Annotated in this window: 21 protein-coding genes; 10 read left to right on the forward strand and 11 right to left on the reverse strand. The window is 71.3% G+C overall.

The genetic code is table 11. From position 1 onward, the window contains the following. On the forward strand, positions 1–596 hold a 596-nt coding region (locus AB0J09_RS14005), incomplete at its 5' end, for a HAMP domain-containing sensor histidine kinase (RefSeq protein WP_360689762.1). Here AB0J09_RS14005 and AB0J09_RS14010 read toward each other — a convergent pair. Further along, positions 587–1,492, reverse strand: a complete 906-nt coding sequence (locus AB0J09_RS14010) for a TAXI family TRAP transporter solute-binding subunit (protein WP_360689764.1) — start codon at positions 1,490–1,492, stop codon at positions 587–589. The genes AB0J09_RS14005 and AB0J09_RS14010 overlap by 10 nt on opposite strands. 26 nt (positions 1,493–1,518) lie before the next feature. Between AB0J09_RS14010 and AB0J09_RS14015 the strand changes: the two genes are divergently transcribed. Beyond that, positions 1,519–2,244, forward strand: a complete 726-nt coding sequence (locus tag AB0J09_RS14015; protein WP_360689766.1) for a Mut7-C RNAse domain-containing protein — start codon at positions 1,519–1,521, stop codon at positions 2,242–2,244. Here the strand turns inward: AB0J09_RS14015 and AB0J09_RS14020 are convergent. From AB0J09_RS14020 to urtA, 6 genes are read right to left on the reverse strand one after another with little or no spacing between them, the layout of a single operon-like run. Then, entirely contained in the window at positions 2,241–5,720 is a 3,480-nt protein-coding gene (locus AB0J09_RS14020; RefSeq protein ID WP_360689833.1) for a WD40 repeat domain-containing serine/threonine-protein kinase, read from the reverse strand. The two genes, AB0J09_RS14015 and AB0J09_RS14020, sit on opposite strands and share 4 nt — an antisense overlap. A gap of 44 nt (positions 5,721–5,764) precedes the next feature. Beyond that, positions 5,765–6,454, reverse strand: coding sequence for an urea ABC transporter ATP-binding subunit UrtE (gene urtE / locus AB0J09_RS14025; RefSeq protein ID WP_360689768.1), 690 nt, complete (start codon positions 6,452–6,454; stop codon positions 5,765–5,767). Then, positions 6,432–7,181, reverse strand: a complete 750-nt coding sequence (urtD, locus tag AB0J09_RS14030) for an urea ABC transporter ATP-binding protein UrtD (RefSeq protein WP_360689770.1) — start codon at positions 7,179–7,181, stop codon at positions 6,432–6,434. The genes urtE and urtD overlap by 23 nt, the downstream gene beginning before the upstream one ends. After that, positions 7,165–8,184, reverse strand: coding sequence for an urea ABC transporter permease subunit UrtC (gene urtC / locus AB0J09_RS14035; protein ID WP_360689772.1), 1,020 nt, complete (start codon positions 8,182–8,184; stop codon positions 7,165–7,167). Before urtC ends, urtD begins: the two co-directional genes overlap by 17 nt. Next, positions 8,181–9,029, reverse strand: coding sequence for an urea ABC transporter permease subunit UrtB (gene urtB / locus AB0J09_RS14040; protein ID WP_360689773.1), 849 nt, complete (start codon positions 9,027–9,029; stop codon positions 8,181–8,183). Before urtB ends, urtC begins: the two co-directional genes overlap by 4 nt. Beyond that, the gene (gene urtA, locus AB0J09_RS14045; RefSeq protein ID WP_360689775.1) at positions 9,029–10,249 is read right to left on the reverse strand and encodes an urea ABC transporter substrate-binding protein; all 1,221 of its coding nucleotides are present in this window, start codon (positions 10,247–10,249) and stop codon (positions 9,029–9,031) included. The genes urtB and urtA overlap by 1 nt, the downstream gene beginning before the upstream one ends. A gap of 199 nt (positions 10,250–10,448) precedes the next feature. Here urtA and AB0J09_RS14050 point away from each other — a divergent pair, with 199 nt between their 5' ends. The 8 genes from AB0J09_RS14050 (at position 10,449) to AB0J09_RS14085 (ending at position 15,738) form a co-directional block, all read left to right on the forward strand. Next, complete coding sequence (locus AB0J09_RS14050) at positions 10,449–10,751, forward strand: urease subunit gamma (protein ID WP_360689777.1); 303 nt, start codon at positions 10,449–10,451, stop codon at positions 10,749–10,751. Then, positions 10,748–11,059, forward strand: coding sequence for an urease subunit beta (locus AB0J09_RS14055; protein ID WP_360689779.1), 312 nt, complete (start codon positions 10,748–10,750; stop codon positions 11,057–11,059). The genes AB0J09_RS14050 and AB0J09_RS14055 overlap by 4 nt, the downstream gene beginning before the upstream one ends. Beyond that, positions 11,052–12,758: an urease subunit alpha gene (locus AB0J09_RS14060; RefSeq protein WP_360689781.1), complete on the forward strand. Its 1,707-nt coding sequence runs from the start codon at positions 11,052–11,054 to the stop codon at positions 12,756–12,758. The genes AB0J09_RS14055 and AB0J09_RS14060 overlap by 8 nt, the downstream gene beginning before the upstream one ends. Further along, positions 12,758–13,549, forward strand: a complete 792-nt coding sequence (locus tag AB0J09_RS14065) for an urease accessory UreF family protein (RefSeq protein ID WP_360689783.1) — start codon at positions 12,758–12,760, stop codon at positions 13,547–13,549. Before AB0J09_RS14060 ends, AB0J09_RS14065 begins: the two co-directional genes overlap by 1 nt. A gap of 17 nt (positions 13,550–13,566) precedes the next feature. Then, the gene (gene ureG / locus AB0J09_RS14070; RefSeq protein ID WP_360689785.1) at positions 13,567–14,241 is read left to right on the forward strand and encodes an urease accessory protein UreG; all 675 of its coding nucleotides are present in this window, start codon (positions 13,567–13,569) and stop codon (positions 14,239–14,241) included. After that, positions 14,241–14,990 carry an urease accessory protein UreD gene (locus tag AB0J09_RS14075; protein WP_360689787.1) on the forward strand — a complete coding sequence of 250 codons (750 nt, stop codon included), beginning with the start codon at positions 14,241–14,243 and terminating at the stop codon, positions 14,988–14,990. Before ureG ends, AB0J09_RS14075 begins: the two co-directional genes overlap by 1 nt. Positions 14,991–15,007: 17 nt before the next feature. Beyond that, on the forward strand, positions 15,008–15,196 hold the full coding sequence (locus AB0J09_RS14080) for a hypothetical protein (protein ID WP_360689789.1): 189 nt from the start codon (positions 15,008–15,010) through the stop codon (positions 15,194–15,196). 71 nt (positions 15,197–15,267) lie between these two features. Beyond that, positions 15,268–15,738: a hypothetical protein gene (locus AB0J09_RS14085; RefSeq protein WP_360689791.1), complete on the forward strand. Its 471-nt coding sequence runs from the start codon at positions 15,268–15,270 to the stop codon at positions 15,736–15,738. A 3-nt stretch (positions 15,739–15,741) separates the two neighbouring features. Here the strand turns inward: AB0J09_RS14085 and era are convergent, their stop codons facing one another. The 4 genes from era to AB0J09_RS14105 are packed head-to-tail and all read right to left on the reverse strand — an operon-like array spanning position 15,742 to position 18,107. Further along, positions 15,742–16,650 carry a GTPase Era gene (gene era / locus AB0J09_RS14090; protein WP_360689793.1) on the reverse strand — a complete coding sequence of 303 codons (909 nt, stop codon included), beginning with the start codon at positions 16,648–16,650 and terminating at the stop codon, positions 15,742–15,744. 18 nt (positions 16,651–16,668) lie between these two features. Next, positions 16,669–17,151 (reverse strand): NUDIX domain-containing protein, encoded by a 483-nt coding sequence (locus tag AB0J09_RS14095; RefSeq protein WP_360689795.1) that lies wholly within the window; start codon positions 17,149–17,151, stop codon positions 16,669–16,671. Positions 17,152–17,153: 2 nt separating this feature from the next. Beyond that, positions 17,154–17,471, reverse strand: a complete 318-nt coding sequence (locus AB0J09_RS14100) for a cytidine deaminase (RefSeq protein ID WP_360689797.1) — start codon at positions 17,469–17,471, stop codon at positions 17,154–17,156. Between the two features lie 9 nt (positions 17,472–17,480). Further along, on the reverse strand, positions 17,481–18,107 hold the full coding sequence (locus AB0J09_RS14105) for a hypothetical protein (protein WP_360689799.1): 627 nt from the start codon (positions 18,105–18,107) through the stop codon (positions 17,481–17,483). Between the last annotated feature and the right edge of the window lie 355 nt (positions 18,108–18,462).

Raw genomic sequence — 18,462 nt, forward strand, 5'->3', positions numbered from 1 at the left:
GGGAGCCGTCGTCGGCGCACCAGTACGACGCGGTGCCGAACGCGCGGGTCGAGCTGCTGCCCGGCGTCGGGCACCTACCCATGTTCGAGGAGGCGATGGCGGAGCTGGACCGGCTGACGCTGCTGGTGGAGGACCTGCTGGCGCTGGCCAAGGTGGAGGCGGGCACGGCGGTCGAGGGCAAGGAGGTCCCGCTCGCGCCGCGGCTCGGGACGTGGCGGGAGGTGTACGCGGCCAAGGGAGTGCGGCTCGTGGCCGACATTTCCGAAACATCGGTCGTTCCGGAGGCCGCGGCCAGGATCGCGGACATCGCGCTCGACAACGCCCAGAAGTTCGTGCCCGAGGGCGGCACGGTCACGGTCACCCTGGACGACGGCGTGCTGCGGGTGGCCGACGACGGGCCGGGGCTGAGCGAGGAGGAGCGCTCGGAGGCGCCGGCACGGTTCTGGCGGTCCGGGGCCCACGCGAACGTGCCGGGCAGCGGCCTGGGCCTGGCCATCGCCGCCGAGCTGGCCAAGACGTGCGGAGCCACGCTGGCGCTGCTGCCCGCCGTGCCGCGCGGCCTGGTCGTGGAGCTGCGGCTGAAGGCTCAGCCGTAGACGGACCGGTAATAGCGGGCGGCGCCCGGGTGGAGCGGGACGACGCCGGTGCCAATGGCGTAGCGCATGTCCAGCCGCCCGCCCGGCGCCGACGGGGCCTGGAGGCGGTCACGGGCGCTGAAGAGCGTCTCGATGATCGTGTACGCCAGATCGTCCGGGAGCGTGGTCCGGCACATCAGGTAACTGGGGGTGCCGATGGTCGGCACCGGCTTTCCGCTGCCGTACACGCCGGCGGGAACCAGCCCGTGCTCGTAGAGCGGGCCGAACCGGCGGCGCAGCACCGGCACCAGCGGCTCGAGGGGCACGAGCTCGATGTCCCCGAGCGAGGCCAGGACAGGCGTGGGCACCCCGCCCGACCAGAAGAACGCCTCGATCTCGCCGTCGCGCAACGCGTTGACCGACTCGTCCAGGCCCAGCCTGCTGACCTCGGCGGGCTTGGCCAGCTCGGCCACGGCCAGCACGCGGGTGGCGGTCACCGCGGTGCCCGAGCCCTCCAGCCCGATGGAGACAGCCCGCCCCGCCAGGTCTTTGACCGCCGCGATGCCGGCGCCCCTGCGCACCACTAGGTGGACGTAGTTCATGTACACCCTGGCCAGCGCGGACACCGGCTGGTGACGCACCCTGACGGCGTCGTCGGCGCTGTCGGCCAGCGCGAACGCCACGTCGGCCCGCCCGTCGGTCATCATCGTCAGGTTCTGCACACTGGCCGCGGTTTTCATCACCCGCACCGTGAGCCCGTTCCGCCGCAACTCCCCCGCGAGCCCGTCGCCGAGTTGCTCATAGATCCCGCCGGTTACGCCGGTCGCCAGCCGCAGTTCGGGCCGTTTGCCCCCGGAGGCCGAGCATCCGGCCGCCAGCATGGCGAGCCCGAGGAAGGCGCGGCGGGATATCGACATGAATTCACGTTATCCGGTCCACCAGAATGGACTTTGTGAGCGAACGGGACGCACGCCTACGCATCGCCTCAGAGCTGACGATGTTCCTGCCAGTGAGCCGTCGGCAGGAGTGGCAGCAGGTAAAGCTGGACGGCACCTCCACGCTGGGCCACCACGTCGAGTCGCTCGGCATCCCGCTGACCGAGGTGGGGCCGATGCTCGTGGACGGCCGCGGGGTTCCGCCCGCGTACCAGCTCGTGCCCGGCGACGTGGTGGAGGTGCACCCGGTCCCCCGCCCGCAGCCGCTGCCGGGGGAGCCGCGCTTCCTGCTCGACGTGCACCTGGGCACGCTGGCGCGGCGGCTGCGCCTGCTCGGCATCGACGCGGCCTACCACAACGACATGGACGACCCGGCACTGGTGGTGCAGGCCAATGAGGAGCGCCGGGTGCTGCTCACGCAGGACCGCGGCCTGCTGCGCCGCCGCGCGCTGTGGCTGGGCGCGTACGTGCGCGGCTCCCGCCCCGCCGACCAGCTCCGCGACCTGCTCGAGCGCTTCACCCCGCCGCTGCGCCCGTGGACGCGGTGCACGGCGTGCAACGGTGAGCTGGAGCCGGTCGCCAAGCAGGAGGTGGCGCCGCTGCTGGAGGCGGGCACGGAACGCAACTACGACGCGTACGGGCGGTGCGGCGAGTGCGGCCAGGTCTACTGGCGCGGCGCGCACAGCGATCACCTGGAGGAGATCGTCAGGTCGGCCCGCACCTGGACGGCCTAGGGACAGAGGGCGAAGGGGTCGATGCCGCCCAGGTAGCGGGACCACTCCTGGGCGGTGAGCGTGCGGCCCGCGCGCCTGCACACGGCGGCGGCCACCTTGTCGCCGCCGAGTTCGTGCGTGCGGACCGTGCCGTCCGCCGTGACGCTGTAGAGCCTCCTGCTGTCGGAGGAGAAGGCCAGGTAGCCCTTGAGGCCGGTCTCGGTCGACTGCAGGCCGTCGAAGAGCGCACCCAGCATCCGGCGGGTCGGCACGTCCCACAGGCGGATGCGGGCGCCCCCTTCGTACGCGGCGATCGTGCGCCCGTCGGGTGACCAGACGAGCCGCTCGACCGGGGTGACGCGCACGGCGGGCAGGCTGGCGACCCGCTCGACGGCGTTCGCGGGCATGGCGGGGAAGCCGGCGAGCCTGGTGGTGAGGTCCCCGTTCCACAGCGTGATCCGGTCGGGTCCGAAGATCGCCACCTGCCTGCCGTCAGGGCTGAAGGCGAAGGGGCCTTCGAGCTGCCCGGCACCCGGCGCCTGAGGCAGTTCGACGGCCTTCCGTGGATCGATGCGGTGCGGTGTCACGCCCCCCAGCAGCAGGCGGCCGTCCGGGCGGAAGGCCAGCTGTCCGGGGCCCGGGCCGGTCGCGATCCTGGACGTGCCGCGTTGGAGGTCGAGCAGCTCCACCGGCAGGTCGCCGGCAGCGCCCGACGGCGAGACGGCGAGGGTGCGGCCGTCCGGGCTGAAGGCCACCGCGTCGGCCCCCAGCGCGTCCTTGGCGGCCAGCCGGAACCCGCCGGTCACCGCTCCCTGCGGCAGCTGGACGACGTGGACCGTGGCGTCGTCGGCGAACGCCAGCCGGCCGCCGTCGCGGCTGAACGCCATCGCGGCCCCCTCGCCCCGCCATGGGATCGGGGCGGCCAGCGGGCGGCCGGTCGCCACGTCCCACAGGGTCAGGGTTTCGCGCCTCTTGGCCGCCAGGACCCGCGCCGACGGGTAGAGCAGCACGTCGTCCTGGTCGCCGCCATCGGTGGTCGACCGGTCGAACAGCATGGACACGTCCAGCGTGTGGACGACCCCGCCGTCGCTCAGCAGCCGCAGTGCCCGCCCCTTCTCGTCGAAGCGGAGGTCGCTGATGGGCGCCGGCGGCAACCGCCGCAGCACGACGGCCCCGTTGGACCGCCGGCGGATGATCAGCTCGTTGCCCCACTCCCAGGTGGCGACGAACCGGTCGCCGAAGCCGAACTCGACCGAGGCCCCGGAGTCGCCGTTCACCAGTGTCGCCCCGTCCGGCACCGAGTAGACGGTCACCACGGTCCTGCGGGACCGGTCGTGGGTGAGCGCCAGCGCCCGCCCGTCGGCGCTGAACTGGACGTCGGAGATGCCTCCCCTGCTCGGCAGCCATGGGGCGGGCAGTTGCTTGCCCGTCTTCAGGTCCCAGAGCTGCGCCCGGCCGTCCCCGCCGTGGGTGACCATGCCGAGCCGGCCGTCCGCGCTGACCGCGTCCAGGCCGACCCCCTTGGGAGTGGTGAGGGGCTTGCGGGTGGAGATGTCCCACCATCGCACGTCGTTCAACGGGCGCTTGGGCAAGGCGAGCAGCCGCCCCGTCCTGTCGAACTCCAGATCGTTCGTCAGCCCGGAGGCTCCCCCGAACCAGTCGCCGCGCGGGCGGCCCGTGACGACGTCCCAGAGCCGTACACCCTGCATGTACTGGAGGGCCAGGGTGCGCCCGTCGGGGCTGATCGCGGCCCAGCGCACACCCGCGTCCAGCCCGTCGATCTCGTGGAGCTGCCGGTGCGTCGTCACGTCCCAGACCCTGGCACGCCCGCCTTGCACGGCGACCAGTGTGCGGCCGTCCCGACTGATGCCGTACACGGAGTCCGCGCTCCGGTACGGGTCGGTGAAGACTTCGGTCGTGGGCTCGGACAGCGAGTCGTAGAGGGCGCCCCGCGTCTCAGGCAGCGACGGGCTCAGCCGCCAGGCCGCCACGGTGAGCAGCCGGGCCAGCGGCGGCTCCGTCTGCCGCAGGTCGGCGGCACGTAGGGCGAGCTCCCTGGCCAGCGCGTCGTCACGCTGACGGTTGGACTGCTCGCGCATGTACTCGGCCAGCCCCAGCCCGCCGAGCGCGGCCACCAGCAGCACGGCCAGGGCCGCCGCCAGCAGGCCGCGCCTCCTGGACTGCCGCCTGGTCTGCCGGGCCGCCGCGTCGAGGAACTCGCGCTCCCGCCTGGCCAGCGTGAGGTCCCTGCGTTCGGTGGCCGCCCAGCGGAGGATCCTGTCGAGGTTGGAGCCGTGCAGCAGGTCGGCGGGCTTCCTGCCGTGGCTCTCCCACAGGGCCGACGCTTCGGCCAGGCGGCGGTGCACGCGCAGCCCCTCGCGGTTGGCGGCCACCCACTCCCGAAGCCTGGGCCAGGCCTGGACGAGTCCAGGGCGGGCCAGCTCGTACGCGGTGCCGTCGCGCGCCACGATGCCCGCGGCGGCGAACGCGGTGAGCAGCGCGTCCACGGCCTCGGCCTCGGGGAGCTCGTCGCGGGTGACCGGTCTGAGCGAGTCACCGTCGATCATCCGCAGGAAGACCTCGGGCACGCTCGCCCGCTCGGCCTCGGTCAGCTCACCATAGAGCTCCTCGGCGACGGCCCCGAGATCGGGCTCCGCCTCCGCGCCTCTGAGCGTTCCCGCGAGCGTCCCACCACGGGTGAGGGGATCTCCCTCCCCGTCGCCGACCAGCCGCAGGAGCACCGTCTGCGCGGAAGGCCGGTCGGCGGGCTCCTCGGCGAGGGCGGCGGCCACCAGCGGGCCGAGCGGGTCGGGCAGGCCGTCGGTGCCGGGCCGGAACCCCAGCACCCGGGCGATGACCGCCACCGGCTCCCCGCCCGTGATCGCGTCGCGCCCCCGCGCCGCGAACAGCACCACCATCCCCCACGCCCACATATCGGCCGCCTCGGTGGCCCGCCGCCCGTGGAACAGTTCGGGCGACATGTACTGCGGCGTCCCCATGAGCGGCCCCGACGTGGTCGGCCCCACCTCCCTGGCCACCCCGAAGTCGATCACTCTGGGCCCGTCCGGGCCGAGGATGATGTTGTCCGGCTTCAGGTCGCGGTGCACGATCCCGACCCGGTGGATGGCCGTCAGCGCGGTCGCCACCCCGATGGCCAGGCGGCGCAGCCGGTCGCCCTCGAACGGCCCCGACTCCGCGACCACCCGCCGGAGGCTGGGGCCTGGGACGAACTCGCTGACGATGTACGGCGCGGCCACGTCCACCTGCGCCTCGATCACCCGGGCGGTGCAGAACGAGGCCACCCGCCGGGCCGCCGACGCCTCCTTGGCCAGCCTGGCCCTGGCGGCGGCGCTGTCGAACCTCGGCACCTTGACCGCGACCCGCTCGCCGCCCTCGCCGTACGCCTCGTACACCACGCCCTGGCCGCCGGCCCCGAGCCGCCCGGCCAGCCAGTAGCGGCCCAGCCGGTGGGGGTCGGAAGGAGCGAGAGGAGTCATCAAGTATGCAATTTTGATCTAAACAGCTTCCTCAAGGAAGTGCGTCAGACGGCCAGGAGGCGGCGCACGTCCTCCCGGTGCAGCTCCTCGGCGGCTCCCGTGCGCACGACGTGCCCGCCGTCGAGGATGACGAACGTGTCGGCCAGCCGCAGCGCGATGTCGAGATACTGCTCCACGAGCAGCACGGCCAGACCTGAGGCGTGCAGCCGCTCGATGGCCGCCTCGATCTCCAGGATGATCGACGGCTGGATGCCCTCGGTCGGCTCGTCGAGGATGAGCAGCTTGGGTCTGGTCACCAGGGCGCGCGCCATGGCGAGCTGCTGCTGCTGACCGCCTGACAGGTGTCCCGCGCTCCGTTTGAGCAGCGGCGTGAGCGCGGGGAAGACGTCCAGCGCCTCGTCGATGGCCTCCTTGGTGACCTTGGCGGCCTCCATGGTGACCAGCAGATTGCCCAGGACCGAGAGCTGGGGGAAGCACTGGTGGCCCTGGGGGACGTACCCCATGCCGAGCCGTACCCGCTCATGTGGCTTCAGCCTGGTCACGTCGCGGCCCTCGAACGTGACCGTGCCCGCCGTCGCCGGGAGCACCCCCATGATGGTGTTGAGCAGCGTGGTCTTGCCGACGCCGTTGCGCCCCATGACGCACACGAGCCGGCCCGGCCCCACCTCCAGCGAGACCCCGAACAGTACGCGCGCCCTCCCGTACCCCGACTCAAGGCCGGTCACCGACAACATCGCTCGCCCTCCTCCCCAGGTAGACCTCCTGCACGCGGGGGTCGGCGCTGACCTTGTCCACCGATCCCTCCACGAGCACCTTGCCCTCGTGCAGCACGGTCACCGTCGAGGCGTGCCGCCGTAGGAACTCCATGTCGTGCTCCACCACGATCACCGTGTGGTCCGCGGCGATCTGGGTGAGCAGCTCGCCGGTACGCCGGCGTTCGTCGCTGGACATGCCCGCCACCGGCTCGTCCAGGAGCAGCAGCCTGGGCCGCTGCGCCAGCAGCATGCCGATCTCCAGCCACTGGCGCTGGCCGTGCGAGAGAACACCCGCTGAACGCTCGGCGAGCTCTTCGAGCCCGGTCCTGGCCAGCGCCTCCTCGACGGCCTCCGACACGCCCTTGCGGCGCCGGACCAGCGACCACAGGGGTTTGCGGAAGCCGGCCGCGAGGTCGAGGTTCTCCACCACGGTGAGCTCCTCGAACACGACCGACGTCTGGAACGTGCGTCCGACGCCCAGCCGGACGATCTGGTGCTCCTTCTTGCCGACCAGGTCGTGCTCGCCGAAGCGCACGCTGCCCGCCGCCGGCTTCGTGAGCCCCGTGATCACGTCGATCAGCGTGGTCTTGCCCGCGCCGTTGGGTCCGATCAGGAAGCGCAGCTCGCCCTCGGGCACGGTCAGGTCCACGCCGTCGAGTGCCTTGAACCCGTCGAACACCACGTGGACGTCACGTAGCTCGAGCACGTCGCAACCTCCCCGCTATGCCTGCGATCCCCTTCGGGGCGAGCGTCATGACCAGGATGAACAGCGCGCCCTGCAGGTAGAGCCAGCCGTCGGCGAACTGCTCGCTGAACGCCGTCTTGGCGTAGCCCATGACGACCGCGCCGAGCACGGCCCCGGCCAGCGCGTGCCGCCCGCCGACCGCCACCGCGACGACCAGCTCCAGCGAGGGCACGACGCCGAGCAGCGCGGGCGAGATGATGCCGACCACCGGGACGAACAGCGCGCCCGCCAGCCCCGCCATGCCCGCCGAGGCGGCGAAGGTGACGGTCTTGACCAGCGCCGGGTCGTAGCCGAGGAAGCGCACCCGGTCCTCGCCGTCCCTGACCGCGACGAGCAGGCGGCCGTAGCGGCTGTTCACGAGCTGCCGGGTGGCGAGGTACAGGATCCCGAGGACGCATGCCACCACCAGGTAGAGCATCCGCTGCGTGGAGTCCTCGGCCAGGTCCTGGCCGAACAGCTCGAAGAAGTTGGTCATGCCGTTGGTGCCGCCGGTCAGGCCCTGCTGGCCGACGAGCAGGATCACCATGGCCGCGGCCAGCGCCTGGGTGAGGATCGCGAAGTACGCGCCCCGTACCCGCTGCCTGAACACCAGCGTGCCCAGGATCAGCGCGATCACCACGGGCCCCAGCACGGCCATGGCGAGGGCGAAGACCGGGTTGGCGAACGGCACCCACAGCGCCGGCAGCTTCTCCACCCCGCTCCACACCATGAAGTCGGGCAGCCCGCCGCCGGCTTCTGTCAGCTTGAGGTACATCGCCATGGAGTAGCCGCCCAGCCCGAAGAACACACCCTGGCCGAGCGCGAGCATGCCCCCCTGCCCCCAGGCGAGCCCGATCCCGAGCGCCACGATCGCGTAGCACAGGTACTTCGCCAGCAGCCCCAGCCGGAACGGCTCCAGCAGCAGCGGGGCCGCCACCAGGGCGATCACGGCCAGGGTCGCGAAAGGCAGATTTCTCTTGATCATGTGAGCACCCTCGACCGCAGCACGAACAGGCCCTGGGGCCGTACCTGCAGGAACGCGATGATCACAGCGAGCACGATCACCTTCGCCAGCGAGGCGTCCGACCAGAACTCGGCGTAGGAGTTCAGCAGCCCCAGCCCGAGCGCCGCCAGCACGGCCCCGCGCAGCTGCCCGAGCCCGCCCGCCACGACGACGAGGAAGGCGTCCACGATGTAGTACGTCCCGAGCGCCGGCCCGACGGGCCCGATGAGCGTCAGCGCCACCCCGGCCACGCCCGCCAGCCCGGACCCGATGAAGAACGTCAGCATGTCCACCCGGCCCGTGTCGATGCCGCTGGTCGCGGCGAGCTGCCTGTTCTGCACCACGGCCTGCGTCCTGCGCCCCAGCGCGGTGCGGGTGAGGTACAGCCAGACGGCCACCACGCCGGCGACCGCGAGCCCGAAGATGAACAGCCGGTTGTACGGCAGGATCCCCACCCCGCCCGACAGCCAGGACGGGGCGGGCACCTGCACGTTCGGCGCCCCGAACAGGTCGCGGGCGAGCTGCTGCAGCACCAGGCTCACGCCCCAGGTGAGCAGCAGAGTGTCCAGCGGCCGACCGTAGAAGTGCCTGATGGCGGCCCGCTCGAGGATCAGCCCCATGAGGCCGGCCACCAGGAACGCCGCCGGCAGCGCCAGCACGAGGTCCTGCAGCAGGAACGCGGTGTACGCCCCCGCCATGATGAACTCGCCGTGCGCCATGTTGATCACGCCCATCTGCCCGAACGTGAACGTCAGCCCGAGCGCGATGAGCAGCAGCACTGCCCCGATCGACAGCCCAATGGGGAGCTGGTTGACGAAGGCCGACATCACTGGCCCGCCGACAGGCCGGACGCCCAGGCATAGCCCTTGAGGTACGGGTCCGGCTTGATCGGCTTGCCGGAGTCCCACACCTGCTTGATCAGGCCGTCGGGCTGGATGATGCCGATGCGGGCGGTCTTGAACATGTGCTGGTTCTCACCGTCGATCGTGACCAGGCCCTCGGGGCGTTCGAGCGAGATGCCCGGCGCGGCCTTCTTGACCGCCTCGACCTCGGTCGTGCCCGCCTTCTTGACCGCCTCGGCCCACAGGTAGACCGCGTTGTACCCGGCCTCCATGGGGTCGGAGGTGACCTTGTTCTGCCCGTACTTGGCTTTGTACGCCTTGACGAAGGCCTCGTTCGCCGGGGTCTCGGTGGTCTGGTAGTAGTTCCAGGCGACCGGCTGGCCTGCGATGTTGTCCACACCGATGCCGGTGACCTCCTCCTCGGCGATGCTCACCGACAGCACCGGCATGCTCTGGGCCGAGGCGCCCGCGCTCTTGAGCTGTTTGAAGAAGGCCACGTTGCTGTCGCCGTTGAGGGTGTTGAAGACCGCGTCCGGCTTGGCCTGCATGACCTTGTTGACGAGGGTGGAGTATTCGGTGTGGCCGAGCGGGGTGTACTCCTCGCCCAGGATCTCCATCCCGTTCGCCGCCGCGTACGCCTTGATGATCTTGTTGGCGGTACGCGGGAAGACGTAGTCGCTGCCCACCAGGAACAACTTCTTCTTGCCCTGCTCCTTGAGGTAGTCGAGGCCCGGGATGATCTGCTGGTTGGTGGTGGCGCCCGTGTAGAAGATGTACGGCGAGCTCTCCAGCCCCTCGTACTGCACCGGATACCACAGCAGCGCCTTGTAGCGTTCGAAGACCGGCAGCATGGCCTTCCTGCTGGCCGAGGTCCAGCCGCCGAAGACGGTGGCGACCTTGTCCTGCCTGATCAGCTTCGTCGCCTTCTCCGCGAACGTGGGCCAGTCGGAGGCGCCGTCCTCCACCACGGGGACGAGCTTCTTGCCCAGCACACCGCCGGCCTTGTTGATCTCGTCGATCGCCAGCAGCTCGGCGTCGCGGACGGTGACCTCGCTGATCGCCATCGTGCCGCTGAGCGAGTGGAGGAGCCCTACCTTGATCTCTTTCGACTCGGCGGCGGGTTTCGTGTCAGATCCGCAGGCCGCGAGGGCTAACGCCAGGGCCCCCATAGCCAGCACGGAGACAATCGGACGGGAGATTCGCACAGCCGTTCCTTCCTGCCGACCGATACTGCGAGAAAGGTGACTCCGCGAGATTTCCCGAGTAGATCCCGGTTGTTAAGACGCGTTTGCCGAATGTTCACAAACGCACTTAATCCGAAATATGTGGATTGAGCCGCAGCGCGAAACCAACACGACATCCACCGGCAACAACCACGAAACCGCCGGTTCCTATGGTCCGGCCATGCGGCTTACCTCACACGAGCAGGAACGGCTGCTCATCCACGTCGCCGCCGGGGTGGCGCGCGAGCGGCAGGCCAGAGGCCTGCGCCTGAACCATCCCGAGGCTACCGCCATCATCGCGTCGTTCCTCATGGAGGGGGCCAGGGACGGGCGCACCGTGGCCGAGCTCATGGAGGCCGGACGGTCGGTGCTCGGCCGGACCGACGTCATGGAGGGCGTTCCTGAGATGCTGGAGAGCGTGCAGATCGAGGCGACGTTCCCCGACGGCACGAAGCTGGTCACCGTGCACAGGCCGATCCCGTGATCCCGGGCGAGTACGTGCATCCGGAGGGCGCCATCACGCTCAATCCCGGGCGTGAACGGGTGACCGTGCGGGTGATCAACACGGCCGACCGGCCGGTGCAGGTGGGCTCCCACTACCACTTCGCGGCCGCCAACCCGGGGCTGGAGTTCGACAGGCGGGCGGCCTGGGGCATGCGGCTCGACGTGGCGGCCGGGACGGCGATCAGGTTCGAGCCGGGCGTCGAGCGCGACGTGACGCTGGTGCCGCTGGCGGGCGACCGGGTGGTCCCGGGGCTGCGGCCGGAGTGGGCGGGGCCGCTCGATGGCTGAGATCTCGCGCGCCCGCTACGCGGCGCTGTACGGGCCCACGGCCGGTGACCAGATCCGGCTGGCCGACACCGACCTGTTCATCGAGGTCACCGAGGACCTGTCGATCGGGCCTTCCGGTCCCGGCGACGAAGCTGTCTTCGGCGGCGGCAAGGTGATCCGCGAGTCCATGGGGCAGGCGCGGACCACCAGGGCGGAGGGCGCGGCCGACCTGGTCATCACCGGCGCGGTGATCCTCGACCACTGGGGCGTGGTCAAGGCCGACGTCGGCATCCGCGACGGCCGCATCCATGCCATCGGCAAGGCTGGCAATCCCGACACGATGGACGGCGTCGACCTGGTCATCGGGCCGTCCACTGAGGTGCTCGCGGGCAACGGCAAGATCCTCACCGCCGGGGCCGTCGACTCGCACGTGCATCTGATCTGCCCGCAACTCCTCGACGAGGCGATCGGCTCCGGTGTCACCACGATCGTCGGGGGCGGCACCGGACCCGTCGAGGGCACCAAGGCGACGACCGTCACCGGGGCCTGGTACCTGGGCCGGATGCTGGAGTCGCTGGACGCGTACCCACTGAACTTCGCGCTGCTCGGCAAGGGTAACACCGTCTCGTACGAGGGCCTGCTGGAGCAGCTCAAGGCCGGCGCCTCGGGGTTCAAGCTGCACGAGGACTGGGGCTCGACGCCGGCCGCCATCGACGCCTGCCTGAGCGTGGCGGACGCGGCCGGGGTGCAGGTGACGATCCACACGGACACGCTGAACGAGGCCGGGTTCGTGGAGTCGACGCTGAAGGCCATCGGGGATCGGATGATCCACGCGTACCACACCGAAGGGGCGGGGGGCGGGCACGCGCCGGACATCATCCGCGTCGCGGCCTACCCGAACATCCTGCCCTCCTCCACCAACCCCACCCGGCCGCACACCGTCAACACGCTCGACGAGCACCTCGACATGCTCATGGTGTGCCACCATCTCAATCCGTCGATCCCGGAGGACCTGGCGTTCGCCGAGTCCCGCATCAGGCCCACGACGATGGCCGCCGAGGACGTGCTGCACGATATGGGGGCGATCTCGATGATCGGCTCGGACTCGCAGGCGATGGGGCGGATCGGGGAGACGATCATCCGTACGTGGCAGACTGCGCACGTCATGAAGGCCCGCCGCGGCTCTCTGGGAGGTCCTGCGGATAATCTGCGCGCCCGCCGATACATCGCGAAATATACGATATGTCCGGCTATCGCCCACGGGCTGGACGGCGAGATCGGCTCCGTCGAGCGCGGGAAACTCGCCGACCTCGTCCTCTGGGACCCGGCGTTCTTCGGGGTCAAACCGGACCTGGTGCTCAAGGGCGGCGTGGTGGCATGGGCGCAGATGGGCGACGCCAACGCCTCCATCCCGACGCCGCAGCCGGTGCTGCCCCGTCCCATGTTCGGCGCCTCGCCGGTGACCGCCGCCGCCACCTCGCTCCACTTCGTCTCGCCTCTCGCCCTGGAGTCCGGCCTGCCTGACCAGCTGGCCGTACGGCGCCGCCTGGCGCCGGTGGCGGACGTACGGCGGCGCGGCAAGTCCTCGATGCCGCTCAACGACGCGATGCCCCGGATCGAGGTGGCGCCCGACACGTTCGAGGTGCGCATCGACGGCGACCTCATCGAGCCGGCCCCCGCCACCAGCCTCCCGATGGCCCAGCGCTACTTCCTCTTCTGATGGCGACGAACCCGGCCCTGCTCCTCCTCGCCGACTCCCGCCTCCCGGCCGGCGGCCACGCCCACTCGGGCGGGGCCGAACAGGCCGTCACGTCGGGAGCGGTGCACGACGTGCCCTCGCTGGCGCGCTTCCTCCGGGGACGGCTCCACACGGCCGGCACGGTCGCCGCCGCCCTGACGGCCGCCGCCTGCACCCAGGCCGCCATGTCGCCGCGACCCAGCGGCGGCAGGAGCACGGTCGCCGCCGAGTCGGCGACCGGAACCACGCCCCTGGAAGCGGAGGGCGGCGGCGTCCCGGCGGAGTCGCCGTGGGTCCTGCTCGACGCCGAGGTCGATGCCAGGACCGCCGCACCCGCCCAGCGGGACGCGTCCAGGACACAGGGCAGGCTCCTGCTGAGGGTCGCCCGCCGGGTGTGGCCGTCGCCGGTGCTCGACGAGCTGGCACGGGACGTGCCGAGTCCCCATCATCCGATCGCCCTCGGAGTGACGGCGCACGCGGCGGGCGCCACACCGGAGGAGGCGGCCATGGCCGCGGCGTACCACGCGATCAGCGGCCCGGCCACGGCGGCCGTGCGGCTCCTCGGGCTGGACCCGGTGGCCGTGCACGGGCTGCTGGCCGACCTCACCCCGGACCTCACCGCCGTGGCCGCCGAAGCTCACGCCACCACCTCGAACGCGCACCCCCATTCCGCCGGCTCCCCCTGGGAGTCGCTGCCCGCGTACTCGTCCCCAGCCCTTGACCTCCTGGCCGAGCAGCATGCCCGGGCCGAGGTCAGGCTGTTCGTTTCATAAGGAAGGGATCTCAACATATGGGCGCCAATCATGACGACCACCACCACACCCCCGACGGCCGCGGACGGGCGCTGCGGCTCGGCGTGGGTGGTCCGGTAGGCAGCGGCAAAACGGCTCTGGTGGCCGCGCTGTGCAGGACGCTAGGCCCGTCGCTGTCCTTGGGCGTGGTGACGAACGACATCTACACCACCGAGGACGCGGACTTCCTGCGCCGGGCGGGCGTGCTCGACCAGGAGCGCATCCTCGCCGTCGAGACCGGCTGCTGCCCCCACACCGCCATCCGCGACGACATCGCCGCGAACCTGGACGCCGTGGAGACCCTGGAGTACCGGTTCGGGCCGCTGGACCTGGTGATCGTGGAGAGCGGCGGCGACAACCTGACGGCCACGTTCAGCCGGGGACTGGCCGACAAGCAGATCTTCGTCCTGGACGTGTCCGGCGGCGACAAGGTGCCACGGAAGGGCGGCCCGGGGGTCACGACGGCGGACCTGCTGGTCATCAACAAGACCGACCTCGCCCCGATGGTAGGCGCCGACCTGGGCGTGATGGACCGCGACGCGGCGGCCGTCCGCGGTGACAGGCCGGTGCTGTTCACCTCGATCAGGGAGGACCCCACCGCCGCCACGGTCGCCGGCTGGGTCTCCGAGCAGGTGGCGGCCTGGGCCCACACCCACGCGTCCCCCGTCTCCTGATGTCCGGCCGTCGCGCGATGCGGGCCGGTGCCGCCGTGGCCACGGCCCTGTCCTCTGATGGCCGGACACTCATCCGCCGACTGGCCTCGGCGCCCCCGCTGACGCTGCGCCAGACGGGCCCGTACACCGTGCACCTCGTCTCCACGGCGGCGGGCCCGCTCGGCGGCGACCGCCTCCACCTGGACCTCGACGTCGCCCCGCGCACCACCCTGGAGCTGGGTTCGGTCGCCGCCAGCCTGGTCCTGCCGGGTGACGGTGAGTCCGAGATGCTCGTCACCGCCCGGGTGGGGGCGGGCGCCGCACTCCGCTTCGCCCCGGAGCCCACGGTCCTCGCCGCCGGTTGCCGGCACCGCCTCCTGGTACGTCTCGAGCTGGCGGCGGACGCCGAGGTGCTGTGGCGCGAGGAGATCGTCTTCGGCCGGCACGGCGAGGCACCGGGACGCTGCCATGCCCGCTTCGACGCGACATGCGACGGCCGCCCGCTGCTCAGGCAGGAGTTCACCGTCGGCGACCCGGCCCTGGACACCTCCCCGGCCGTCTACAGTGCGGCTCGCTGCGTCGGCACCACGTTCCTCACGACGCCTGCCAAGGAGCCGGCGGTGGCCGAGGGCGTCGCCGTCCTGCCCCTGGCGGGCCCGGGCACGCTGGTGTCCGCCCTGGCCGGCGACGCCGTCCAGCTCCGCTCCCGCCTCGAATGGGGCGAACGCGCGGCCATCACTCCCCAGCAAGCACCGGACAGCCGCGGGTAATCCCACACCCGCGACTGGTGGCCGTCAGGCACGACATCGCCCGCATGAACGCGCTACGGGCCTGTGCCCGGCACGGAATCGGGGTGATGGTGTGGACCGTGGACGAGCCCGCCCTCATGGACCACTTCCTCGCCGACCCCCGTGTCGACGTCCTCATCTCCAACCTGCCGGCGGAAGCCGTGGCCAGGCGCCGCCACCTGTCCTGATCCCTGCGACGGTGGTGACGACTCCGTTGCGCACGGTGGAGAGAGGTGCGCCCCCGGCTTACAGTGATCGTGTGGCCGATGACCTCCAGCCCAGCACCGCCAGACCAGCGACCCGTCGCGGCTACGCGCTGGCCGTGGTGGTCGCCGGAGCGCTCCTGGTGTTCTGCGCCGTCCTCCCGTGGGCCGGACTCGAGGTGAAGAGCGACCTCATCGGCGGCGGCCTCGCCAACGACGTGCGCGGCATCGACGACCGGTTCGGCGTCTACGCGCTGATGGCCGGGCTGGTCGCGCTGGGATGCGGCATCGCGGGCCTGCTCACCCGCCCGAGGATCGCCGCCCTGGCCGCCCTCCCCGGAGCCGCGGCGGTGGCGGTGCTGGTGCTCTTCATGACCGACGGGAGCGGCCTGCGCGACCGGATCTCCGTGGATCTGGGCGACGTGCTGTCGATCGGGCCCGTCGTCAAGTTCGGGTGGTTCGCCGCGCTCGGCTGCTCCGTGGCGGTCGTCGTGCTCTCCGTCCTCGCGCTGGTACGACGCGCCTGACGGTCAGTCGTAGAAGCCCAGCCGCCGCAGCTGCTTCGGGTCGCGCTGCCAGTCCTTGGCCACGCTGATCCGCAGGTCCAGGTAGACGCGCGTGCCCAGCAGGGCCTCGATCTGCTTGCGGGCCGTGGTGCCGACCTCGCGCAGCCGCTCACCCTTGTGCCCGATGACGATCGCCTTCTGCGAGGGCCGCTCCACGAACATGTGCGCGTAGATGTCCAGCAGGTCGTCGCGCCCCTCACGGGGCAGCATCTCGTCCACGACCACGGCGATCGAGTGGGGCAGCTCGTCGCGTACGCCCTCCAGCGCCGCCTCCCTGATCAGCTCGCCCACCAGCACCTGCTCCGGCTCGTCCGTGAGCTGCCCGCCCTCGTAGAGCGGCGGCGACTCGGGCAGGTGCTCGATCAGCACATCGGCCAGCACGTCGAGCTGTTCGCCCGACTGCGCCGACACCGGCACGATCGCCGCGAACTCCGCCACCTGCGACACCGCCAGCAGCTGCTCCGCGATCTGCTCCTTGGTCGCCAGGTCGCACTTGGTGACCACGGCCACGACCGGCGTCTTCTTCACCGCCGAGAGCTTGTCGGCGATGAACCGGTCACCCTTGCCGATCGGCTCGTTGGCGGGCACGCAGAAGCCGATCACGTCCACCTCGGTCAGCGTGGACAGCACCAGGCTGTCCAGCCGCTCCCCCAGCAGCGTGCGCGGCCGGTGCAGGCCCGGCGTGTCGACGATGACCAGCTGGGCGTCGGGGCGGTGCACAATGCCCCTGATGGCGCGCCTGGTCGTCTGCGGCTTGGAGGAGGTGATCGCCACTTTGCTGCCGACCAGGGCGTTCATGAGCGTGGACTTGCCGACGTTCGGCCTCCCCACGAAGCAGGCGAATCCGGCGCGATGGCTGTCTGGCGAAGTCACATACTGCATTCTGGTCCATCAACGGGCATGGGCACGCCACCAGGCGAACGCCTCGGGCGCGGCGAGCGGTGTCCAAGGGGTTGTGGGCAGCTCGGAAAGCTCCTGCTCGGTCACCCATCGGAAGTCGTTGATCTCCACACCGTCGGGCTCGGGCTCGGCCGAACCCGGGGCCACCGCGCAGCCGTAGGCGGCGATGACGTAGCCGACCTGGTGGCCGTTCGGGTAGAGGGTGCGGAACTCGGGGCCGCCGTAGACGCCGATCAGGCCCCGCACCTCGATGTCGATGCCGAGCTCCTCGTACAGCTCCCGGACCGCGGCGTGCTCGGGCCGCTCGTCCGGGTCGATGCCGCCGCCGGGCGCCGCCCAGAGCCCCACGTCGCCGTGCCGGGCCACCAGCAGCCTGCCCGCGTCGTCGAACACGAACCCGGCCGCCGACGGCAACATGAGCAGCTCGGAGCCGACCTTCTCCCGCAACTTCGCCAGGAATGGCGACATCGGCATCGTCAGCCCCGCAGCGTGCCGTCGGGACCGGCCACGAGCAGCGACTTGACGCCCAGCTCCGCGGCCACGGCCTGGTCGGCGGCGCTCGGCGCGCCCTCACTCACCAGCGCGACGGCCTCCAGGGACCGCGCGCCACTGGCGACCGCCATGGCCACCGCCACCTGCACCGCCGAGAGCGTCAGCGCGTCCAGCGCCACGTTCGTCGCCGAGTACGTGCGGCCGGTCTCATCCCGTACGGCGGCACCCTCGGCGGACTCGTTGCGCGCCCTGGCGGCCCGGGCCAAAGTGATAATCTTGCTGTCTTCAGGATCGAGTGTCACGGGACTAGGTTAGGCGCCGGCCATGGAAAGGACCGCGTCGACCACCTCGCGGGTGCGGGCGGGGTCCATGTCGTCCATGCCCGTGTGCACCACCGACACCAATGTGTCGCCCACCCGCGACAGCACGACGTCCAACGCGTACGGATAGCCGTTCAGCCGTCCGCGCAGCCGCGCGCTCACGGCCTCGTCCGCCGCGACCTCGAGCGGCAGCGTCTGGGACCGCAGGTCGGTGCCGGAGGAGGTGTGCACCTCACGGCACGACTCCATGGCCCTGGCCAGCTCGTCGAGGTGCTCCTCCGCCTCCCCGTCCGCGTACCGCGCCAGCCCCACCCCCGCCTGCTCCCCCAGCCCGTCGCCGCGGTAGCTGACCGCCGCCTGGCCCGTCAGCGCCTGCCCGGGCGCCTGCCCTCCAACGGGCTCCAGCACGGCCAGGCAGTTCCTGTCGCCCTGCGTGAACGGCATCTGCCACGCCTGGTCCGGCCTCTCCGCGAACCCGTCGGGCAACTGCGGCCCCTTGCTGAGCACCTCGCGCAACTGCGCCGTGGCCTTCGGGTCGAGGACGTTCTCTGTACCCCCGGCCCCGCATCCCGCCAGGGCACAGGCCAGCAGCCCGCAGGCGATGATCTCGCGTTTCATGATCCCCCCTGGATCGCAGCCTCCCCAGCCGACGAATGCGGCAATCCACCGGAGTTCCCACCAATACGCAAAAAGGGCACCCCCATCCGGTTCTCCGGATGGGGGCACCCTCAGCGCCGACCTGCGTCACAGCCGGCTAGCGGACCGAGACGCAGTCGTTCCCCCCAGGTGCACCCTCCCGCCGCGAACCCCACCCGGCGTTCGGATGCCTCCCCTTGTGACACCCACCGCACTGGATGTCGTGTTAAGAGAGTGCCCTGGCGGGCTTGCAGAAGACTTGTAGAACACTTGCGGCCTTAGCCCACCTTCGTCCCCGCTTGCCCAGCGCACCCGTCCCACCAGCGATCCGCTGTCC

The sequence above is a fragment of the Nonomuraea sp. NPDC049784 genome (assembly GCF_040659615.1).
GTDB lineage: Bacteria > Actinomycetota > Actinomycetes > Streptosporangiales > Streptosporangiaceae > Nonomuraea.